Below are 21,375 nucleotides of genomic sequence, written 5' to 3'. Positions count from 1 at the left end.
CTTTTTCCTTGCAGGGATCACTATGGCCGAGCGCGAGGCGCGGGTGTCGGTGGGGTTCGTCCTCGGCCGCCCGCGCCGGGACGTGACGGTCAGGCTTCCGCGATCAGCATCGTGCCCATGGCGATCATCGTGATGGCGACCAGGCCGTCCAGTACCCGCCAGGACGACGGCCGGGCCAGGAAGCGGCTGAGCAGCCGGGCCCCGAACCCCAGCGCGGCGAACCAGCACAGGCTCGCCACGACCGCCCCCAGTCCGAAGGTCCAGCGCGCCGGCCCTCGATCCGCGGCGAGGGAGCCGAGCAGGAACACGGTGTCGAGGTAGACGTGCGGGTTGAGCCAGGTCAGCGCCAGGCAGGTGAGCAGCACGCGGCGCCGCGAGTCCGCCGGCCGGGCCGCCGCCGCCAGGGCGGAGGGGCGCAGGACCCGTCGCGCGGCGAGGAAGCCGTAACCGAGCAGGAACACCCCGCCGATCAGACCGACCGCGGTGAGCGCCGGGGGCCAGGCCACGACCACCGCGCCGACCCCGCCGACACCCAGGGCGATGAGCGCCGCGTCGGACAGCGCGCAGATACCCACCACGGCGAGTACGGCGTCGCGGCGGATGCCCTGGCGCAGGACGAAGGCGTTCTGCGCGCCGATGGCGACGATGAGGGAGAGGCCGGCGCCGAATCCGGCCGCCGCGGTGGTCAGGGCGTCTGTCATGGGACAAACGCTAGAAAGCCCGCCGCCAAGAGTACAGCTAAAGATTCTTACGTATCATTAGCACCCGTGATGACAGAACTCCCCTTCGACCAGGTGCGCACGCTCCTCGCGGTCGTCGACGAGGGCACCTTCGACGCGGCGGCCGGCACGCTCCATGTGACGCCGTCGGCGGTCAGCCAGCGCGTCAAGGCGTTGGAGCATCGCACCGGCCGGGTGCTGCTGACACGGACGAAGCCGGTGCGTCCGACCGAGTCCGGGGAGGTCGTGGTGCGCTTCGCGCGCCAGCTGGCCCGGCTGGAGCGCGACACGCATGCCGAGCTGGGCATGACCGGCTCCGGCGGGCCGACCCGGCTGTCGATCGCGGTGAACGCGGACTCGCTGGCGACCTGGTTCCTGCCTGCGCTCACCCGCGTGCCGCGGGAGCTGGGGATCTGCTTCGAGCTGCGCCGGGAGGACGAGGATCACACGGCCGCGCTGCTGCGCGAAGGGGTGGTGATGGCGGCGGTGACGTCGTCGCCCGACCCGGTGCCGGGCTGTTCCGTCCGCGCCCTCGGCCGCATGCGGTACCTGCCGACGGCGAACCCCGAGTTCGCCGAGCGATGGTTCGGCGCTGGGACGGTCGCGGCCCTGCGCGACCTGATCGCCGACGCCCCGGTGGTGGTCTTCGACCGGAACGACGACCTCCAGGACGACTTCGTCCGCGGCCTGCGGGGCGGGTCCGACGCGAGCGCGCTGCGGAACCACGTGCCCACCTCGGAGGGGTTCGTCGCTGCCGTCGCCGCCGGAGTGGGCTGGGGCATGGTGCCCGAGGTGCAGGCCGAACCACTGCTGCGCGCCGGGGAGTTGGTCAACCTCGCGCCGGACCGGGGCGTCGACGTTCCGCTGTTCTGGCAGCAGTGGAAACTCGACTTCCCCGCGCTCGCCGCGGTGGCGACGACGGTGGCGGACGTCGCCGCCGAGACGCTCACGCCCGGAACTCTCCGCGCCGGACCCGATTTCTGAATCACTCGCCGACGAGCGGCTCCTGAATTCGTCTGTAGCCGGTATCTTCGCGCTGGGCACAACAGACCTCGGCCGCCGGAAGCGACCGGCGCGACCCGTGCTCCGGTGGGCGTCGAGGTGCGGTCAGGGGCCTGTCGGGCGCATTCTTGCTGTGATACCTCCCTGACGGCGGGCGGACGAGGGCAGACCGATGAATGGGAGCGCCGAGCGTGAGGTCCAGGCGCTGGATAGCCTGCCCGCCCTGCTGAGCGGGGCCGTGGCGGACGCGGTGCGGGCGGCCCGCGGCTTCGCGGGAGGCGTCTATCTGCGTTCGAGCACGCCCGGCCTGCTGCGGATGGCCGTGCTCGCGGGCCTCCCGGGTCAGCTGTTCCGCCCCTGGTGGCGGATGCATGTGGACCGGCCGTTCCCCGTCGCCGACGTCCATCGGCTCGGCGAGGAGGTCCTGCTCGCCGATGCCACGGAGACGATGCGCCGCTACCCGCAGCTCGCGGCCGGGCTGCCCTTCCCGTTCGGTTCCCTGTACGTCCCTGTAGTGGGCGCCTCGACGTCCTTCGGGGTCCTGACGGTCCTGCGCCCGTCGGCCTCGGACGCCACCGAGGTGCTGCCGGACCGCGACCGGATGACGGCGGTGGCCGAGGAGCTGGGTGCCGCGCTGGCGGCGCTGGACAAGGACGGGCCCGGGGTCGTCGTGTGGGACGACGAGCCGCTGTGTGTGCAGGCGCCCGCCGACGGTCCTGCCGCACGGTGCATCGGAGGGTTCACCTGGGACTCCCCCGTCGGCACGGTCACCGTGGACGACGCGCTGTGGGAGCTTCTCGGCACCACGCCCGGCGGCTTCGCCGGCACACCGGAGGCACTGGCCGACAGGTTGTCGCACGAGGATCCGCGGCTGTTGCTGACCGCGCTGCGGGAAACGGCCGCCGGCCGGCCGCCCTCGCAGCCACTGCCGGTGCGCACCCGGGACGGCGGGCTGCGTCTGCTGGCACTGTGGACGTCGAGTGCGGTACCCGGACGTCCGTACCGGGTGAGCGGCGTGCTCGTCGACCCGGGCCCGGGACCGTCCGCGGACCGGGCGGCGGACCTCCTCCCGGAAGGGGTGTTCGCGCTCGACCGGCTCGGACTGATCACCTACGCCAACCCGCGCGCCGCCGAACTGCTCGGCCGGCCCCGGACGGAGTTGCTGGGGCGGCCGCTGTGGGAGGCGGTTCCCTGGCTGGACCGGCCGTCGTACCTGGACCATGTGCGCGGCGCCCTGCTGTCGCCGGATCCGGTGCACTTCCAGGTCAGACGCCCGCACGGGAACGACCCCGGGCAGACACCGGGGCGGCACGGCGGTGAGTGGCTCACGCTGTCGGTCTACGCGGGACCGGGCAGTCTGACGTGCAAACTGATGCCGATGGGCCGGGTGGCGGACGCCGCGGAGGCGGACCCGTTCGAGGCGACGGACACGGCGGCCGAGGTCGACGAGTCGGCGGACGGCACCCCCACGACGGCGGCGCTGTACCGGCCCATCGTCCTGGCCATCGCGCTCACCGAGGCGGTGACCGCACGCCAGGTGTCCGAAGTGGTGATGCGCGAGCTGCTGCCCGCGTTCGGCGGACGCCGGCTCGCCATCTATCTGCTCCAGGACCGGCGCCTCTACCTGGCCTGGGAGACGGGCTTCCCCGAGGGCTTCCTCGCCCCCTTCGACGGCGTCGCCCTCGACGCCCGGCTGCCCGGTGTCGAGACGCTCACCAGTGGCCGCCCGCTCTTCTACGAGTCGATGCAGCAGCTCGCCGCGGCCTATCCCGGCATCGCGCTGGACGCCGACGAGGGAGCCCGGGCCTTCCTCCCGCTGATCGCCTCGGGGCGACCGGTCGGCTCCTGCATCCTCGGCTTCGACCGCTCCCGCACCTTCAGCACCGAGGAACGTACGGTACTGACGGCGCTCGCCGGACTGATCGCCCAGGCCCTGGAGCGGGCCCGGCGCTACGACAACGAGGCCGCCCTGGCACGCGGACTCCAGGAAGCCCTGCTGCCGCACCGCCTCTCCGCACACCCCCTGGTGACCACGGCCGGGCGCTACCTGCCCGGCACCCTGGGCATGGACGTGGGCGGCGACTGGTACGACGTCGTGGAGGCGGGCGACGGACTGGCCCTGGTCATCGGCGACGTCCAGGGGCACGGCGTCCAGGCCGCCGCCACCATGGGCCAACTACGCAGTGCGGTAAGGGCGTTCGCGCTCAGCGACCGGTCCCCGGACGAGGTGATGAGCGGCACCAACCGACTGCTCATCGACCTCGACCCGGGCCAGTTCGCGAGCTGCTGCTATGTCCGCCTGGACCCGGTCACGGGTGTCGCGCGGGCCGCCCGGGCGGGACATCCGCAACCCCTGCTGCGCCACCCCGACGGCCGTACGGAGGTCCTGGACCTGCCCGGCGGGGTGGTGCTCGGCGTGGACCCGCAGGCCCAGTACCCGGTGACCGATCTGCTGCTGGAACCCAGCGCCGTGCTGGCCCTGTACACGGACGGCCTGGTCGAACGGCCCGGCACCGACATAGACGAAGGTGTCGAAAGTCTCCGGGCGACCCTGGCCCGGGCGTCCGTGCGGCGCGGCCGGGCGGGTGGGCCCTCCGTGTCCGCCGCGGCCGACCTGCTCACCGCGGAGGCCCGGCAGGCCACCGAGCGACCCGACGACATCGCCCTCCTGCTCACCACACTCCGGGCCGCGGGCGAGGGTGACAGGTAGACCGGGCCGCTCCCGTCAGTGCGCCGCGTCGAGCCGAGCCCGCTGATCCGCCGACAGCCCCAGGTCCACGGCTGCCAGGTTCTCCTCCAGCTGCGCCACGGTGGACGCCCCGGCCAGCGGGATCACCGGCAGCGGCCCGCCGATCTGCCAGGCCAGCACCACTTGGTTCACACTCGCTCCGGTCTCCTTCGCCACCTCCTGGAGCGCGGCGAGCCTGGCCGGCGTTCCCGGGTGGTCGTAGTCCGGCGGCAGCGGCTTGTCCTGTCGTACGTAGCCGCCGGCCAGCAGCGGCGAGTAGGCGACCAGGGTGAGGGCGGGTTCGGCCCGCAGGTAGCTGAACAGTTCGCCGCCCGCCCCGCCGAGGCTGCCCTCGGGGAAGAGCGCGTCGGGGATGTCGGTGCGGGGTCGCAGGTGGCTGTGCTGGTACTGGAGGACCTCGTACCCGGGGAGTCCCGCCGCCGCGGCGAGGGACCGGGCCCGTTCCACCCGCCAGAGGGCGTGGTTGCTTACCCCGAGCAGGCCGACGCTCCCCTCCGCTACGAGCTCGCCGAACCCCTCCACGGTCTCCCGCGGGTCGACCTTCCGGTCCTCGATGTGGGCGTACAGCAGATCGAGCTTGTCGACGCCGAGGCGTTCCCGGCTCTGCTCGGAGGCCTCGCGGATGACCTTCGCGGAGAGGCCCTCCGGGTTGTCGGTGTATCCGGTGCCGGGGGTCAGGGGGCGGGCGCCGAGCTTGGTGGCGATGACGATCTCGTCGCCGACGCCGCGGCTGCGGCGCCACCGGCCGAGCAGCGACTCGCTGTGCCCGCCCTGGCTGCCGTCGGTCCAGAACGCGTAGTTGTCGGACGTGTCGATGAAGTTGCCGCCCGCCTCGACATAGCGGTCCAGGACGGCGAAGGAGTTCTTCTCGTCCGTCCGCGAGCCGAACAGCATGGCGCCGAGCGCGAGCACGCTCACCTCGCGGCGGGTCTTCGGGTCGGTTCCGATCGTGCGGTACTTCATGGGTCGCCTCCCGTTCGGATCCGGAAGTCTCCGGGTCCGAACGGGAGTCTGGATGTTGAAGAGCACTTCAAGTCAAGGACGTCGGTGCCCCGGGCCGGGGCCGAGGGCACGACGTCTCACCGTGCGGAGCCCTTGAAAGGGCCCTCCAGGGCCGCCCACTGCAACAGCATGATGGTCTTCGCGTCGGCGATCTCGCCGGTGCGGATCATCTCCAGGGCCCGCCGGAAGGGCAGTTCGACGATCTCGATGTCCTCGCCCTCCTCGTCCAGCCCGCCGCCCTCGTGCGTACGGGTCGAGGGGCCGTAGGAGGCGGCGTAGAAACTGACCCGCTCGGTGACCGAGCCCGGGCTCATATAGACGTCGAAGACGTGGTGGACCTCGCCGACGGTGTGCCCGGTCTCCTCGACGACCTCGCGCCGTACGGCGACCTCGGGGTGCTCGTCGTCCTCGTCGAGCAGTCCGCCCGGGGTCTCGACCAGCATCCCGTCGGGGTGGCCGTTGACGTACACGGGGTAGCGGAACTGCCTGGTCAGCAGCACGGTTTCGCGCTCGGTGTCGTACAGCAGGAGAGTGGCTCCGTTGCCGCGGTCGTGCGTCTCGCGCTCCTGGGTGCTCCAGGTTCCGTCGGCGTGCTGGAAGTCGAAGGTCGTGGTGCGCGCCACGTACCAGTGGCTGGACAGGAGTGTCACGTCCCGGATCTTGATCCGGGGATTTCCGGTCAGGTCGCGGCCTGCTCGGTCGAGTCCGGTGCGGCCCCGGCGGTCGGGAGTGTCGATGCCGGCGGTCATCGGACGCGGTCCGGGCAGGAGCGGGAAAGGTTGTTCACGCCCACTGTCTACCATTACGACCTCAACACCGGACCCACAGCCGGGGATCCCCCGTCTAGGCTCACGGCATGGAACAGACGGAGATCATCCTGCGAGCCATCGGCGTCCTCACCGAGACCAACGCCATGGTCCGCAGGATTGCCCAATCCGATGACAACGCCGCTGACGACGCCGAGGTCGAGTCGACCGAGACCCAGCTCGGCGCGCTCGTGACGGAAGTCTTCCCCAGGGTCGAAGTGCCCTCCGACGCCGGACCGGCCGAGGCCGGTCAGGCCGTCGCGGACGCCTACCTGCCCGCCACCATCTCGCTGGTGGGCGCCTTCGCGTTCCTCTTCTCCGAACTCGCCGACGTCCACGACTCCGGACGCACCGACGTCAAGACCGCCGACCTGCTCCAGGATCTCGCCCTGCGCATGTCCAGGGCCGACAACGCGTAGGAGTCATTCGCCGGTGGTCAACCGGACCGTGTTCGACAGCTCGCCGTAGCTGAAGGCGCGGACTCGGTAGGACGCCCGCTTCTCCGTGGGCAGGGTGATCAGTCCCGTCGAGTTGATGTCGGGATCGAGGACCACGAGGGGCTCGTACCCGGGATTTCCCCGCATACGGGCCTCGAGCAGGAAGCCCGCTTCGTTGGAGGCGTGGTCCGTCCAGGTGAAGAGAATGCCGTTCGCATGCTTGACCACGGCCTTGAATCCGGTGGGCGCGCCGGCACCGGAGCTGTCGAGGGGGCGGCCCGGGACGACCCGTCCCGGGTCCTTGCGGGCGGGGAGCCAGTCATGGTCGGCGTCCTCGTCCGCTTTCGTCATCTCGCCTTCCGGCAGGGAGACGGTGAGCGGGGCCGAGGCAGGGCCGTCGAAGGCGCGCAGGCGGTAGAAGAAGGTCGTGCCCGGCATGAGATCGGGGTGCCGGTAGGTCCGCACGCCGGGCGGCAGGTACTGGAGAACGGTCCAGGGGCCCGACCGCTCGGTGGCGAACTCCAGCGCGTGGCCGGACGGTTCCGGGTTGTCCTCCTGCCAGTCGAGGTCGATGTCCGTGGGAGTGGTGAGGGAAGCGCGCAGTCCGGGCTCGTCGCCTGCCCGCTGCGGCACGGAGCAGGCCGACAGTGCCAGCAGGAGCACCGCCGGCACTGCGACCTGTACGGGTATCCGCATGCGGGGCCCGCTACTTGCGCCAGAACTTGATGTTGCTCCATACGACGGTCGCCGGTCCCGCGCCGCTGCTGGTGCGGTAGGCGCCGAACTTGTCGTAGAAGCTTCCGGAGGGGCTGGCATAGGTGTGCTTGAGCGAGCCGTTGATGTAGGTGCGGTGCGAAGTGCCCACCTGGTGGACCGTGTTGACACGGACGGTCGCTCCGACGGTGCCCGCGTTGGAGAGCGTGGTGCCTCCGTGGACCGCGTAGAGCCTGCCGCCGCGCTCGACCGCGAGCATGAAGTACGGGCCGGCCGCCGACTCGTTGAACGTCTGCTTGAGGCTGATCCTGGTGCCGCTGAGACCGGCGACCCTGAAGTAGCCCTCGAACTGCCGGGTTCCGCCGGTGTACGTGGCGTACCGTCGCTCGGCCCGCTGGTCCCCGCTCGCGGTGGAGCAGGTGAGCGTGAACGTCAGGCCGTCGACCTGACCGCACCCCCGCTCCTGGACCGTGTAGGTGGGCGAGACCGATGTCCAGCCGCCGGGTTCCACTTCCGCGAAGGCTCCGGGCGCGGCCAGCAGCGACGAGGCGCACACCGCGCCGGCCACACCGAGTGTTCGAAGACGTGTGAGCATCCGGGCTCCTTGAGTGGGGGGTGCCGACGTTCACGTAGGTGAACATCGGTCCTGTCTTTGAACGGTTGACCAGGAAAGTAGGACTAGACCAACCATTCGTCAAGGGGCCCGGTCGGGGCGATCCGGATTACCGCTTCTGCTCGACGCGCACCCAGTCGATCTCGGCCCGCACTCCCCCGGCCGCGACCTTGTCCACGCTCGACTGCGGCAGACCCCAGTAGGGCGTGGTGACCTGGTTCCAGCCCGCCGGGTAGGCGCCACCGAGGGCGAGGTTGAGGATGACGTACTGGTTGTGGTCGAAGACCCACTGGCCACGGGTCGATTCCAGCTTGTTGCGTGTCGTCTCCTGGACGAGCACGTCGTCGACGTAGAAGCGCATGCCCGTCGGCGTCCACTCCACCGCGTAGTTGTGCCACTGGTCGGCGCGGCCCCCGTTGGGATAGGTCTGGCGGGCGCCGATGTTGCCGTCGGCCGAGTAGCCCGGTCCGTGCAGAGCGGTGCTGGTCCAGTCCGCGTAGCCGATGTTCTCCAGGATGTCGGTCTCCCCGGACGCGGGCCACGAAACGTTCGGGTCGTCGACGTTGCTGCCGAGCAGCCAGAAGGCGGGCCAGAAGCCGTCGCCGACCGGCAGCTTGATGCGGGCGCTGACCTTGCCGTAGGTGAAGTCGAACTTGGTGTTGGTGTCGATGCGGCCGGAGGTGAAGTCGAAGGTTCCGGCCGGTGTCGGGGTGCAGTCGTTGCAGTACCTGGACTTCAGCAGGAGGCTGCCGTTCTGGGTGGCGATGTTGTCGGTGGAGTCGACGTAGGCCTGGGACTCCCCGTTGACCGGGCCCATCTCGTAACCGGTGCGCACGACCCGCCACTTGGAGCGGTCCAGGCTCGCCGCCGTGAAGTCGTCGAAGAACGTCGTCCGGTAGGTGCCCGGCTGCTCCCCGGGCAGGGCGGGGTAGGCGGCCGAGGCGCTGCCTCCGGTGCCCCAGACCTGGAACTCGTACAGGGAGTAGCCGAACTGGGCGGTCGCGGGAGCCGGGTTGTAGAAGGAGCGGCGCTCCTTGCCGAGCATCCGCACGTAGCGTCCGGTCGCGGGCGTCGGCAGCGTGACCGTGTCGCGGCGGCCCACCGCGTCCGCCGGGGACTTGACGTCGGCGCGGCGGGCGGCGACCTCGGCGGCGGACGGCTGGTGGACGGTGCGCCAGTTCACGTTGTCGTCGGAGACCTGGAGCTGGTAGTCGACCGCGTAGGCCGCCTCCCAGTACAGGTCGACGCTGCTGATGGTCGAGGTGGCGCCCAGGTCGACGGAGACCCAGCGGTTGGCGTTCCAGTCGCTGGACCAGCGGGTCTGGTCGGCCTTGAGGTCGGCGGGCCAGCCGCCGTCGGTGACGAAGGCGGGTGAGTTGCCCGCGTGCTGGTAGAGGTTGGAGTAGGCGGGGTGGTTGAGGGCGAGGTTCGTACGCGTCGTGGAGGCCGGGGCGGGGACGCCGCCGTAGACCTTGAAGGCGAACAGCGAGTACCCGTAGGGCGTGGCGCGTTCGACGCCGCGCAGCCGCACGTAGCGGCCGGTGGCCTCCTGCGGGTAGGTGTGCGCCGTGACCGATCCTCCGGTGCCGGCGGTCTCCGTGTAGAAGGGCGTCCAGTCGGTGCCGTTCTTGGACACCTCCAGGACGTATCTCCTGCCGTAGGCCGCCTCCCAGTCCAGGACGACGCGGTCGATACGGAGGGTGGCGCCGAGGTCGACGCGGATCCACGCGTCGTCCGCGAACGGGCTGGACCAGCGGGTGCCCGCGTTGCCGTCGAAGGCGAGGCCCGGGGCGGTGCCGGCGTTCTCGCTTCCCGAGGCGGTGACCGAGGCGGGGTTCAGCGTGTAGGCGGCAGCGGCCTGGTCGGCGTCCCAGGCCGCGACGGCCGCGACGGATTCGGCCGCCGGGCCGGCGAAGGCCTGGCCGGCTGCCAGCAGGGACAGTGCGGACAGCGTGGCCAGTGCGGTCATGAACGTGCGGGGGGTACTGGATGGCATGCGGCTCTCCTAAGGGAGTTGGGGGTGCCAGTGCTCCGTGCGGGCGTGCGGTGGTGCGTGAGGCCGACGTCCTGTGGTGCCGGGGAACTCGGACGCGGACGTGCTCGGGTGCTGCCGGTGGTTCGCCCGGCAGTGCGTGGGTTGCTCGGCGGGGTTCTAGGCCGCCGGCGCCGACCGGCGCGTGATCATTTCCGTGGGAAGGACGACGGGAGTGGTCGAGATCTCCTCGCCGGCCAGGCGGGTGAGGAGCAGGCGTGCGGCCGTCTCCCCCATCTCCCGCATGGGCTGACGGACCGTGCTGAGCGAGGGCTCGGTGTGCGGAGCCATCGGGATGTCGTCGAAGCCGATCACGGCGACGTCCTTCGGCACGCGGAACCCGGCGTCCCGCAGGGCTCCCATGACGCCCACCGCCGCGAGGTCGTTGTGCGCGAAGACCGCGTCGAACTCCCGCCCCTCGGCGATCAGTCGGCGTACGACCCGACGTCCGTCGGTCTCGGTGAAGTCGCCCTCGACGACCAGGTCGACCCCGACGCCGTGCTCGGCGCAGGCGGCGCGGAACCCCGCGAGGCGGTCGCGGACGCAGCCGAACCGCGCGGGGCCGGTGAGCACCAGCGGCTTGCGTCGGCCGGCCGCCAGGAGGTGGCGGGCCGCCGACGCCCCGCCCTCGAAGTTGGTGGCCGTGACCGACGGGAACTCGGGGTGGTGCCCACGGTCGTCGATGAGGACGACCGGCAGGCCCTCGCGGTGCAGCGCCGTCAGCATGTCGAGGGTGTTCTCCGGCTCCACCACGAGCAGCCCGTCGAAAGCGCGTGCCGACACCTGACTGGTGAAACGGGTGACGGACTCGGTACCCCGGTTGCAGGTGAACAGCAGCAGGCCGAAGTCGGCGGCTTCCACGGTGTCGACCACACCCTGGAGTACCTCGCCCATCCACGGCCAGGTCAGCGAGGGCACCAGCATCCCGACGGTCCTGCTGCTGCCCCGGGCCAGGCCGACCGCGCCCGAACTGGGCACGTAGTTCATGCGGTTGATGACCTCGCGGACCCGGGCGGCCGTAGACGCGTCGACCTCGCCCCGGGTGTTCAGCACCCGGGAGACGGTCGTCTTGCTCACGCCGGCCGCTTGGGCCACATCCGCGATGGTCACAGCCATGACTGCCTCCCGGAACACGGGGATCGCGCCTTCGCGCCCAGTGCCGACACCGGTACCGGAACCGGTTCCGGCACTGGGCGGCGAGTCAACCGGACTGTCATGTTGCCGTCAATACTTCACGCCAAAACTACTTCGGATCGACCCGGGCGCCGCCGTTGCCTACGGGACTTGAACGGGAAAGAGGCCGTGGTGGGGCCATACCTGACACGATCATCGTGCGTTCCGCCTCACGCGCTGTGCCGTCCGCGCGAGCGCAAGTGCGTCGGCCTGGCGTGGAGTTGTGCACCGGTACCGCCTTCACCAAGGCCGCGTGCACCGAGCCCGCCCGCACCGGGCACCTGGTCACCCAGGCGCCCGGCCTCTATGTCGCGACACTCAGGCGTGCGGGACCACCGCCACCGGGCACGGCGCGTGGTGCATCACCGCGTGGGCCACCGAACCGATCCGTGAGCCCACCGCCGAGGGCTCGGCGCGGCGCTGGACGACCATCAGCTGGGCCCGCGCGGCCAGCGAGAGCAAGACTTGTCCGGCGCTGCCCATCTCGACGTACTCGGTGACGGGCACGTCGGGGAACCGTTCACGCCACGGGTCGACCGCTTCGGCGAGAGCCTTCTTCTCCAACGGCTCCAGGCCCCCGGCCTCGTCGAGCAGCTTCAGCGAGCCGGGGCTGTAGGCGAACACCGGCGGCAGGCTCCACGCACGGACGACGCGCACGGAGGCGCCACGGGCGGCGGCCGTCTCGAACGCGAACCGGAGGCCGGCGGCGCTGTCGTCCGGAGCGCCCCGCTGGCCCACGACGATCTCGCGGCCGGCCGCCTCTGACTCGGCACGGTCGTCGGCACGCACCAGCACGACCGGACTGGCGGCCTCGGCGATCACCTGCTGGCCCACCGAACCGAGCAGGAAGCCCACGATCGCTCCGTGTCCGCGCGAACCGAGGACCAGCGTCTCGGCCTCCGCCGCCGCGGCGACCAGCGAGTCGACGGGGCCGCCGTCCAGGACCTCGGCCGAGACCGACAGGTCCGCGTGCTGTTCGGTGGCCGTCCGCGCGGCCGCCCGCGCCAGGGCCTCTGCCCAGCTCGCCTGTTCCGCGGGATCCGGGCCACCGACCGCCTCGTGCGACGGGCCGTTCCAGGCGTACACCACCCGCAGGGGCAGTCCGCGCCGGACGGCTTCCCAGGCCGCCCACTCCACCGCGGCCCGGCTCTCGTCCGATCCGTCCACGCCCACGGTGATCGGGTGCGTCATACGTCCGCCTCTCTGTCGCCGGCTCACAGGCCCCACCGGCCTCTCCGTTATCACTGGACTCCGGAGCGGCATCCTCCGACGTAGGAGCCGGTCCACTCCTCCCCGCACCTTAACGGCCCGGCGATTCGCCGCCGTAGAGCGCTCTCTACGCATGGCGTGCAGGTCGGCGGGGTGCGCGTGAGCCGCCGGGTCGCGCCTGGGGCGGAGCCCGTCGTCCGCGCACCTTTTGAAGGCGATCTCCGCGCGGCGCGAGAGGCCGTGATGCCCCAAACAGGCATGAAATGCCGAACAATACCGCCCAGTTGACGGTTCATTAAGCAACAACATCCGGGACTCCGGTCACAACTCTTGACGCCTGGTTCACACGGATGAAGCATGCATCGGCAAGAGAGCGCTCCCCGCACCTTCCATCGTTCACTTCCTGAACCAGGAGAGTTGCCCCCCATGCCCTCTGCCTTCACAGATTCCTCGGACTCCGGTCAGTCCCCCGCTCGCAGGTCCGTTCTCGGAGCGATGGCCGCGGCCGCTGCCGCGCCCGCGCTGCTCGGCCTGTCCGCCTCGACGGCGGGCGCCGCACCCGCCAAGCCGCTGGCCCTGCCGGGCGGCGGTGACCTCGGCCCGAACGTCATCGTCTTCGACCCCTCGACCCCGGGTATCCAGGCCAAGCTGGACGAGGTCTTCAGAGCTCAGGAGTCGGCCCAGTTCGGCACGGGCCGCTACCAGTTCCTCTTCAAGCCGGGTACCTACAACGGGCTCAACGCCCAACTCGGCTTCTACACCTCGATCTCGGGCCTCGGCCTGTCCCCGGACGACACGACGATCAACGGCGACATCACCGTCGACGCGGGCTGGTTCGCGGGCAACGCCACCCAGAACTTCTGGCGTTCGGCCGAGAATCTCGCGGTCGTCCCCGTCAACGGCACCAACCGGTGGGCCGTCGCCCAGGCCGCCCCCTTCCGCCGGATGCACGTCAGGGGCGGTCTCAACCTCTCCCCCAACGGGTACGGCTGGGCCAGCGGCGGCTACATCGCCGACAGCCGGATCGACGGCACGGTCGGACCGTACTCGCAGCAGCAGTGGTACACCCGCGACAGCTTTGTGGGCGGCTGGCTCAACGCGGTCTGGAACATGGTGTTCTCGGGCGTGGAGGGCGCCCCCGCGCAGACCTTCCCGAACCCGCCGTACACCACGCTCGCCACCACGCCGATCTCCCGCGAGAAGCCTTTCCTGTACCTCAACGGCAGCGAGTACCGCGTCTTCCTGCCGGAGAAGCGCGTCAACGCGCGCGGTACCACCTGGGGCAACGGCACCCCGAGGGGTACGTCACTGCCCCTGACCCAGTTCTACGTGGCCAGGCCCGGGGTCACCGCCGCCACCCTCAACGAAGCACTCACCCAGGGCCTCCATCTCATCCTGACGCCGGGGATCTACCACCTCGACCGGCCGATCCAGGTCAATCGCGCCAACACCGTGGTGCTCGGCCTCGGTTACGCCACCCTGATCCCGGACAACGGCGTCACCGCGCTCAAGGTCGCCGACGTCGACGGAGTGCGCCTCGCGGGCTTCCTCATCGACGCGGGCCCCGTCAACTCGGCCACCCTGCTGGAGGTCGGGCCCACCGGGGCCTCGGCGAACCACTCCGTCAACCCGACCACCGTGCAGGACGTCTTCGTCCGGATCGGCGGCGCGGGCGCCGGCAAGGCCACCACCAGCATCGTGATCAACAGCCGCAACACGATCATCGACCACACCTGGGTCTGGCGCGCCGACCACGGTGCCGGAGTCGGCTGGGAGACCAACCGGGCCGACTACGGCGTCCGCGTCAACGGCAACGACGTACTGGCGACCGGGCTGTTCGTCGAGCACTTCAACAAGTACGACGTCCAGTGGTACGGCCAGGGCGGCCGCACGATCTTCTTCCAGAACGAGAAGGCGTACGACGCGCCGAACCAGGCCGCCATCCAGAACGGCTCCATCAAGGGGTTCGCGGCCTACAAGGTCGCCGACTCCGTGACCACGCACGAGGGTTGGGGCCTGGGCAGCTACTGCTATTACAACGTGAATCCGTCGATCCTCCAGCACCACGGATTCGCGGCGCCGAACACAGCGGGCGTGAAGTTCCACAACCTGCTCGTCGTCTCGCTGGGCGGCCAGGGGCAGTACGAGCGTGTCATCAACGACACCGGTTCGCCGACCTCGGGAACCACCACCGTGCCGTCCACGGTGGTCTCCTACCCCTGACCGCGCCGTCCGCGGAGCCTGGCCTCACCTCAGCACGAGGTCAGGCTCCCGATGTCGACCGCGTCGGCCATCGCCGCCATCCCCTTGTCATTGGGGTGCAGGTGATCGCCGTTGTCGAAGAACGGGGAGATCCTCTCGTGGTCGTAGGGGCTGCGCAGGATCCTGTCGAAGTCGGTGACGGCGTCCAACTCGCCGCTCTCCCTGACGAACTGGTTGACCTCAAGTCGTACCGACTCCGCCGCCGCGTCCCATTCGGACCAGCCCTTGAAGGGGGCGATGGTGGAGCCGACGACGCACTTGCCCGCCGCGTGGGCCTGATCGATGATCTTCCGATAGCCGTCGATCATGTCCTGGGCCGTGACGCCCGAATGGGCCTTGATGTCGTTGACCCCCTCGAACAGGAAGACCGTGCGCACGCCGGGCTGGGAGAGCACATCGCGTTGCAGCCGGTTCAGCGCGCTCTGCCCGGCGCCGTCCGCCAGCACCTTGTTGCCTGAGATCCCCTCGTTGGCGACACCCTTGACCGGGGTGTTCGCCACTTGGAGCCGACGGGAGAGGTAGTCGGGCCAGCGCCGGTTCAGGTCGGTGCTGGACTGCCATCCGTCGGTGATGGAGTCGCCGAGGGCCACCAGCGCGCCGATGGACGTGGAGGTCTCCACGTCGACGGCGTCCAGCCAGTACCAGGACCCCATCGGGTCGGTCCAAGCGGCCGCGCCCTCCTCGGCGGCGTGGTTGCCCGCGGTGGCGTAGTTGGTCCGCATGGCCATGCCGTGGCCGGTCGTCGGTCCCTTCGCACCCGTCACGTACAGGCTGATGACCAGATTCGCCTGGGCGGCCAGCTTCCCGGGCAGCGGATCGCTGAGCACGGTCTCCCCGGCCGGGACAGTGACTGACCCCGAGCCGCCGAAGGACAGTTTCCGGTTGGAGCCGCGGACCAGCTCCGCACCCTGCCTCTGGAGCCCCGCGTACGCGGTCTCGAAGGTCACCGGGTTATCGCCGAACGCGTTGGACAGCCGTATGCGCATGTTCGAGCCGCCGACGCTGGTGCGCACGATCAGCCGGTAGCTGCGGTCGGCGGGCCCTTCGCCCTGCCGGTCGGCGCTCGCGCCCCAGGTGACCACGGGGTGCTTGCCCTTCGCGGCGGCCGGAGTCGCCGTCGACGCCCGCGGCGGAGACAGCCGCTCCGCCGCGGATGAGGAGGTCAGGGGGCCACAGACCGCCACGACCAGCGCGAAGGCGGCGCCCGCCAGCAGGCGCCGGCGGAAGGCGGCCCTCATCCCAGGTTCCGCAGCGTGACGGACTCACCGGACTTGAGGCTGATCCTCCGTGAGGCGCCACCCGCGACGACGGTCGTGGCACGGCCGCCGACGCTCCTCAGCTTCAGCCGCGTGACCTTGCCGTTCTTCCAGCTGAGGTCGGCCACGAAGCCGCCGCGGACACCCACGCCGGACACGGAGCCGGATGCCGCCCAGGCCGCGGGCAGCGCGGGCAGCAGCTCGATGTGTCCCGGGCGCGAGTAGAGCAGCATCTCGATGACCGCGGCGGCGGTACCGAAATTGGCCTCGATCTGGAAGATGCCCCGGCCCTTCTCGACCTCGTAGATGTCGAAGAGGTTCATCGAACTGCCGTTGCCGCCGTCCACCGACGGCTTCAGGTTGGTGACGATCAGCTGGTACGCCTTGTCCGCGTTCTTCAGCCGCGCCCAGCACAGGCTGCGCCAGGCGTTCGCCCAGCCGAAGCTGTTCATGCCGCGCGCGGTGAGCAGGGCGGTGGCGCCGTCGAGGATGTCCTTCGGCGTGGAGTCGTCGGGGCGGATCCGGTCGCCGGGGAACAGGTTGATGAGCGGGGAAAGGTGCCGGTGGGTGGTCTCGCCGAGGTTGTCGGGCGACATCCACTCCTCCAGCCAGCCGGTCGTGGGGCTGACCACGGGCAGGTAGAGGCGCTCGCGCAGACCGTCGATGGTCTTCCGGTAGGCGGCGTCCTTCCCGAGCGACTTGGAAGCGGTGTGGAAGTTTCCGAAGAGGCCCCACACCAGTTCCTGGGCGTAGGTGAGGCCCTTGGCGTCCTGCGGGCCGTGCTCGGGCGACCAGTCGCTGTCGTCGATCAGAACTTCGCGCTCGGCCCCGGAGGCGTCGGTGACGGTCGTGGTGACGAGGCGGGCCTCCCAGAACTCCACGGCTCCCTTGATCAGGGGGTAGATCTTCTCGAGGTGGGCGCGGTCCTGGGTGTACTCGTAGTGCTCGAACAGACTCTGGCACAGCCAGGCGTTGCCGGCCGGGTGCCACCACCAGCCGCTTCCGCCATAGGGGTTGGTGGAGAAGGCCACGCTCCAGCCGGCGACCTTGCCGCTGGAGTTGCGGAACCTGTTGGCCGAGTCGTTGAACAGCCGCTGCGTGACGTCGGTCCAGTCGGGCAACTGCGTGACGCAGTAGTCCGTGTAGGCGTCGAAACAGTCGGAGAGGCCCGCCCGGTCGGCCATCCAGTAGTTCATCTGGATGTTGATGTCGGTGTGGTAGTCGCCCATCCAGTCCGGGTCGTTGCCGTCCAGCCACGGGCCCTGGAGACCCATCGGCAGGCTGCCGCGCGATCCGGAGATCATCAGGTAGCGGCTGAACTGGAGGTAGGCGGCCTCGAGTTCCGGGTCGGGAACGTCGTCCCGGTAGCGTGCCTGCACCCGCTCCCAGGTGTCCAAGTCACGCTGCGCGTCGGACGAGGCGCCGAGGTTGATGTCCAGTTGCCCGAACAGGGGACGGAAGTCGGCGACATGCGTGTGCAGCAGCGTGCTCGCCGAGTGACGGGCCGCGTTCAGCGCCTTGGTCCTGGCCAGGCGCTGCGGGTCCACGGATGGGTCGCGGTACTTCGCGGCGGCGTCGGGCGCGTAGTTGGTGCCGCCGCTGAACACGACGGTGAGGTCCCTGCAGCCGCTGAAGGAGATCGACGTACCGTCCACGCGGACCCGGCCGGTTCCGCTGTAGGCGGTGATGGCGGCGCCGTACTTCAGGCCGTTGGCGAACGCGGCGCCGAACGACGCGTACCGTCCCGCACTGTTGGCGGTGGTGGTCTCGCCGTGGGTACCGGCGAGGGACACCGTGCCGGTGTAGGAGCCGCCGCCCTGCTGGTCGAAGTGCAGGACGATGGCGTCGTCGGGACGGCTGGCGAAGATCTGGCGGCGGTAGGTGACGCCGGAGATCTCGTACGACGTGCTGATCAGGCCCTGGGCCAGGTCGAGCGTACGACGGTAGTCGTTGACGTTGCCCAGGTCGTGGTCGGGGATCGCGACGGTGAGCTTGGCCAGCAGGGTCAGGGAGCCGAAGTCGTCGCGGCCGTAAGGGAGTTGGCCGTCACTCTCCGGCTTGTCGTTGAGACCGCCGGTCCACAGAGTGGCGTCGCTGATCATCAGCAGTTCGGCGGCCGGGTCGTTGCTCGCGAGCGCGCCGAGGCGCCCGTTCCCGACCGGCAGCCCCTGCTCGATCATCGAGTCGGGGGAGCCGGGGGCCTGCCACCACAGCTGGTTCTTCACGGCGGCGGTCCCGGACAGCATGGGCGACTCGGTGGGACGCAGGGGTGCCGCCGAGGCGGTGAAGGCGGGCAGGCCGCCCAGTGCGGTGCCCGCGCCGGCAGCGGCGGCGATGGCGAGGAAGCCCCTACGGCTGGGCTGGTTGTCGCGAGGTTCGGTGTGCTGGATGTCCACGGTTGTGCACTCCATATCCGGGGGAACGGCTCGTGCGGGAACGGCTGTGGAGAAAGGACGGCTACGGAACGGCTCGTGTGCCTGTGGGAGAGAACGGACCGTAGGCGCGGGGCCGGTTCCCGCGGGGCCCGGGTCGTCTCACCGGGCCCCGCGGGAAGCAGATCAGCGGGGCTGCGTTATTCAGAGGGACTTCGGTACGACGATCCTGTCGATGTCCGGCGCGTATCCGCTGCCGCTGTCGAAGGTGATGGTGTTCGCGCCCGCCTTCAGCGCCAGTTGGACACTCACGGTCTCGGCCGTGCTCCAGTCGCCCGTGGAGGGGAACTTCTGGCCGCTGCCGTTACCGGTGTTGGAGAAGACGTTCACCGAGCGGGCGTCGCCGCTGACGTAGGCGACCTTGACGGTGTAGATCCCGTCCTTCTGCACGGTGACGTTGTTGAACCGCACCTTGCCGCCGCTGTAGAGGTTGCCGACCTTTTTCCCGCCGGAGCAGGCGTCGCATCCGGCGACGGAGGCGTTGCCCGACAGGGTGTTGGCAGCGTCCTCCGCCTCGTAGCTCGTGGTCGCCAGAGTGCCGCCGGCGGGCTTGACGGTGAACAGCCGCGAGCCGTGCGCGGGCAGCGTCGCGGTGATCTTGTTCTTGTGGGTGCCGAGGTTCGACTTGTTCCACAGGTCGCGTACGGAGGCGTTGCCGGTGAACCCGAAGGACGCCCAGTTGGCGGTGACGGAGGCCGGCGAGTCACCGAGGTTGAACAGGGCGACGGTGTGGCTTCCGTCGGCGTTCCTGGTGCCCCATACCTGCTGGTCGTTGACCGAGGTGACCGGCCGTGCGACGGGCGAGGCGCTCTGGTCGACCGCGATGACTTCCTTGTTGGTCAGCAGGGAGACGCCGTAGCTGTCCAGCTTGGTGAGGTCGTCGCCGGTGTAGAGGGGCGACTTGCTGATGGCCCACAGGGTCATGTAGCTCTGCCGCTCGGCCTTGGTGAGGCCGTCCATCTCGCCGTTGCCGACGTCGAGGGCGTCGAGGTCGTTCCAGCCGCCGGGGCCCGCCTTGTTGCTCCACGCGGGGGCGTCGTCCCATCGGTCGTCGACCGAGTTCTCCCAGGTGACCAGGGTGTTGCAGTAGCACTCGATGTCGGTGTCGATGCGCCAGCCGTTGGAGTACTTCTTCCAGTCGGCGGCGTGGTTGATGTCGAGCGACCAGGAGAGCTCGAGGTGGATCGGGCGGCCGGCGGTGGCGATGGCCTTCTGCCAGGCCGCGATGTCGGCGACGTTGTCGTAGTTGTCACCGGACTTGAAGGAGCCGGGGCCCACGCCGTCCACTTTGAGGAAGTCGTAGCCCCAGTCGGCGAACTGCCGCGCCTGGGAGTCGATGTACTTCTGCGCGCAGGGGTCAGAGAAGTCGATCTTGTACGCGCTGTCCCAGCCGTTGGTGGTGCGCAGGTCGCCGTAGACGATGTCGGCCGTGGTGCAGCCCTCGGCGTTCCAGATCGGCGTCTTGCCGTCGTTGTACGCGCCCTTCTCCAGACCGACCGGCAGGTAGATGCCGGCCTTGAGGCCCAGGGAGTGGATGCGGTCGGCGACCGACTTCATGCCGCTGGGGAAGCGGACCGGGTCGGACTTCTGCCGCCCGTACTGGTCGAACCCGGACTTCCAATCCTTGTCCATCCACCAGCCGGCGTCGATGTTGACGTACTCGTAGCCGTACGCCTTCAGCTTCGAGGAGAGGGCCTTCGCCTGCTTGAGGACGTTCGCCTCGGTGAGATAGCTGTAGTCGCCGTCCGGGTTGAGGCCCGGGTACTTGGACGACTGCATGCTCCAACTCGACCAGCCCATGTAGGGCTTGGCGGCCAGGGCGGTGCTGGTGGCGGCCGGGGTCGCGGAGGGTGTGTCCGCCCGGGCCGCCGGGACTGCCGTCGCGACACCCGCGGTGAGGGCGACGACGAGCGCGGCTCTTGTGGCGCGGCGGCCGGAGCGCGAGAGGGCTCCGGGCATGGCGGAGTACGAGGATGACCGCATGGGTCGGACCTCCAGGTAAGGGGATGGTGTCAGCGGGACGGTTGGGACACGGGGCGGCTCAAGCCCCTGCGTTCCGGCGGTTCAGCCCTTGCCGGAGCCGATGGTGAGTCCGCTGATGAACTGGCGCTGGAGCGCGAAGTACACCAGCAGCGTGGGGATCGCGGTCATCAGCGCACCGGCCGCGATCAGGTTGGGGTTGGTGAAGTACGCGCCCTGGAGGTTGGCCAGGGCGGAGGTGATGGGGCGCTTGTCGCCGGTCTCGATGAGGGCGAGCGGCCAGAAGAAGTCGTTGTAGATCCAGATCGACTCGAGCGTCGCGAGGGCCGCGAAGGCCGGCCGGCACAGCGGCAGGATGATCTGGAAGAACTGCCGCCAGACGGGGGCGCCGTCCACGAGCGCCGCCTCGGAGATCTCCTTCGGGATCGTCTTCATGTAGTTGCTGAGCACGAAGGTGCAGAACCCGCACTGGTAGGCGATGTGGATGAAGACGATGCCCCAGACCGAGTTGTAGAGGAGCAGCGAGTCGGTCATCCAGTAGGGCAGCGGGATCAGCAGATACAGCTTGTAGAGCGGGGTGATGAGGACCTGGGCCGGCAGCAGGTTGCCCGCGGTGAACAGCATCAGCAGGACGATGTTCCAGCGGAAGTCGAAGCGGGAGACGAAGAAGGCGACCGCCGCCGAGAACAGCAGGGTGCCGAGCACCGCCGGAACGGTGATGAGGACCGAGTTCCAGAAGAAGTGCGGCATCCCGGACTGTTCCCAGGCGTCCGTGAAGTTGCCCAGGCTCAGGCTGTGCGGCCAGGAGAGATAGCCGTTCTTCGCGGTGTCCGAGTACGGGCGCAGCGAGGTGTAGACCGCCCACAGGAGCGGGACGAGCCAGAGCACGGCGATGGTGCCGAGCATCAGGTGGCGGCCGGTCTGGCGGCGGGGTTCGGAGGGGCCGTCGCCCGGGTGCGGTTCGCGTCGGGGCGACGGTCGGGAGGCCG

General features: G+C 70.0%; 16 protein-coding genes. 4 read left to right on the top strand and 12 right to left on the bottom strand.

Features of this window, described 5'->3' with window-relative positions:
* Positions 1 to 89 precede the first annotated feature (89 nt).
* Positions 90 to 701, bottom strand: coding sequence for a LysE/ArgO family amino acid transporter (locus tag ACIBLC_RS37285; protein WP_399215884.1), 612 nt, complete (start codon positions 699 to 701; stop codon positions 90 to 92).
* 69 nt (positions 702 to 770) lie between these two features.
* On the opposite strand from ACIBLC_RS37285, the gene ACIBLC_RS37280 reads away from it, so the two are divergent.
* Both ACIBLC_RS37280 and ACIBLC_RS37275 read left to right on the top strand, forming a co-directional pair.
* A complete protein-coding gene (locus ACIBLC_RS37280) occupies positions 771 to 1,703 on the top strand; it encodes a LysR family transcriptional regulator ArgP (RefSeq protein WP_399215897.1) in 933 nt (310 codons plus the stop codon).
* A 190-nt stretch (positions 1,704 to 1,893) separates the two neighbouring features.
* A complete protein-coding gene (locus tag ACIBLC_RS37275) occupies positions 1,894 to 4,431 on the top strand; it encodes a SpoIIE family protein phosphatase (protein ID WP_399215883.1) in 2,538 nt (845 codons plus the stop codon).
* 15 nt (positions 4,432 to 4,446) lie between these two features.
* Here ACIBLC_RS37275 and ACIBLC_RS37270 read toward each other — a convergent pair whose 3' ends face one another.
* Both ACIBLC_RS37270 and ACIBLC_RS37265 read right to left on the bottom strand, forming a co-directional pair.
* The gene (locus tag ACIBLC_RS37270) at positions 4,447 to 5,433 is read right to left on the bottom strand and encodes an aldo/keto reductase (RefSeq protein ID WP_399215882.1); all 987 of its coding nucleotides are present in this window, start codon (positions 5,431 to 5,433) and stop codon (positions 4,447 to 4,449) included.
* A 116-nt stretch (positions 5,434 to 5,549) separates the two neighbouring features.
* Positions 5,550 to 6,221 (bottom strand): NUDIX domain-containing protein, encoded by a 672-nt coding sequence (locus ACIBLC_RS37265; protein ID WP_399215881.1) that lies wholly within the window; start codon positions 6,219 to 6,221, stop codon positions 5,550 to 5,552.
* A gap of 107 nt (positions 6,222 to 6,328) precedes the next feature.
* On the opposite strand from ACIBLC_RS37265, the gene ACIBLC_RS37260 reads away from it, so the two are divergent.
* Positions 6,329 to 6,697 (top strand): hypothetical protein, encoded by a 369-nt coding sequence (locus tag ACIBLC_RS37260; RefSeq protein WP_399215880.1) that lies wholly within the window; start codon positions 6,329 to 6,331, stop codon positions 6,695 to 6,697.
* 3 nt (positions 6,698 to 6,700) lie between these two features.
* On the opposite strand, the gene ACIBLC_RS37255 is transcribed toward ACIBLC_RS37260, so the two are convergent.
* From ACIBLC_RS37255 to ACIBLC_RS37235, 5 genes are all read right to left on the bottom strand, one after another.
* Positions 6,701 to 7,411: a fibronectin type III domain-containing protein gene (locus tag ACIBLC_RS37255; protein ID WP_399215879.1), complete on the bottom strand. Its 711-nt coding sequence runs from the start codon at positions 7,409 to 7,411 to the stop codon at positions 6,701 to 6,703.
* A 10-nt stretch (positions 7,412 to 7,421) separates the two neighbouring features.
* Positions 7,422 to 8,024: a hypothetical protein gene (locus tag ACIBLC_RS37250; protein WP_399215877.1), complete on the bottom strand. Its 603-nt coding sequence runs from the start codon at positions 8,022 to 8,024 to the stop codon at positions 7,422 to 7,424.
* Between the two features lie 127 nt (positions 8,025 to 8,151).
* Positions 8,152 to 10,038, bottom strand: coding sequence for a discoidin domain-containing protein (locus tag ACIBLC_RS37245; RefSeq protein ID WP_399215876.1), 1,887 nt, complete (start codon positions 10,036 to 10,038; stop codon positions 8,152 to 8,154).
* A gap of 156 nt (positions 10,039 to 10,194) precedes the next feature.
* Positions 10,195 to 11,190: a LacI family DNA-binding transcriptional regulator gene (locus tag ACIBLC_RS37240; protein WP_399215875.1), complete on the bottom strand. Its 996-nt coding sequence runs from the start codon at positions 11,188 to 11,190 to the stop codon at positions 10,195 to 10,197.
* A gap of 375 nt (positions 11,191 to 11,565) precedes the next feature.
* The gene (locus ACIBLC_RS37235; RefSeq protein WP_399215874.1) at positions 11,566 to 12,438 is read right to left on the bottom strand and encodes a universal stress protein; all 873 of its coding nucleotides are present in this window, start codon (positions 12,436 to 12,438) and stop codon (positions 11,566 to 11,568) included.
* A gap of 444 nt (positions 12,439 to 12,882) precedes the next feature.
* On the opposite strand from ACIBLC_RS37235, the gene ACIBLC_RS37230 reads away from it, so the two are divergent.
* Positions 12,883 to 14,679, top strand: coding sequence for a coagulation factor 5/8 type domain-containing protein (locus tag ACIBLC_RS37230; RefSeq protein ID WP_399215873.1), 1,797 nt, complete (start codon positions 12,883 to 12,885; stop codon positions 14,677 to 14,679).
* A 29-nt stretch (positions 14,680 to 14,708) separates the two neighbouring features.
* Here ACIBLC_RS37230 and ACIBLC_RS37225 read toward each other — a convergent pair whose 3' ends face one another.
* The 4 genes from ACIBLC_RS37225 to ACIBLC_RS37210 all read right to left on the bottom strand — a co-directional run bounded on the left by ACIBLC_RS37225 (position 14,709) and on the right by ACIBLC_RS37210 (position 21,292).
* The gene (locus tag ACIBLC_RS37225; protein ID WP_399215872.1) at positions 14,709 to 15,956 is read right to left on the bottom strand and encodes an SGNH/GDSL hydrolase family protein; all 1,248 of its coding nucleotides are present in this window, start codon (positions 15,954 to 15,956) and stop codon (positions 14,709 to 14,711) included.
* The gene (locus ACIBLC_RS37220) at positions 15,953 to 18,385 is read right to left on the bottom strand and encodes a glycosyl hydrolase family 95 catalytic domain-containing protein (protein ID WP_399215871.1); all 2,433 of its coding nucleotides are present in this window, start codon (positions 18,383 to 18,385) and stop codon (positions 15,953 to 15,955) included. The genes ACIBLC_RS37225 and ACIBLC_RS37220 overlap by 4 nt, the downstream gene beginning before the upstream one ends.
* 165 nt (positions 18,386 to 18,550) lie before the next feature.
* Positions 18,551 to 20,389 carry an alpha-galactosidase D gene (locus ACIBLC_RS37215; RefSeq protein ID WP_399215870.1) on the bottom strand — a complete coding sequence of 613 codons (1,839 nt, stop codon included), beginning with the start codon at positions 20,387 to 20,389 and terminating at the stop codon, positions 18,551 to 18,553.
* A gap of 81 nt (positions 20,390 to 20,470) precedes the next feature.
* Entirely contained in the window at positions 20,471 to 21,292 is an 822-nt protein-coding gene (locus tag ACIBLC_RS37210; RefSeq protein WP_399215896.1) for a carbohydrate ABC transporter permease, read from the bottom strand.
* Positions 21,293 to 21,375 lie beyond the last annotated feature (83 nt).

The sequence above is a fragment of the Streptomyces sp. NPDC050535 genome, from assembly GCF_044457665.1.
Lineage (GTDB): Bacteria > Actinomycetota > Actinomycetes > Streptomycetales > Streptomycetaceae > Streptomyces.
Note: the sequence above shows the minus strand (reverse complement) of the source record. Positions and strands in the feature narration are given on the sequence as shown.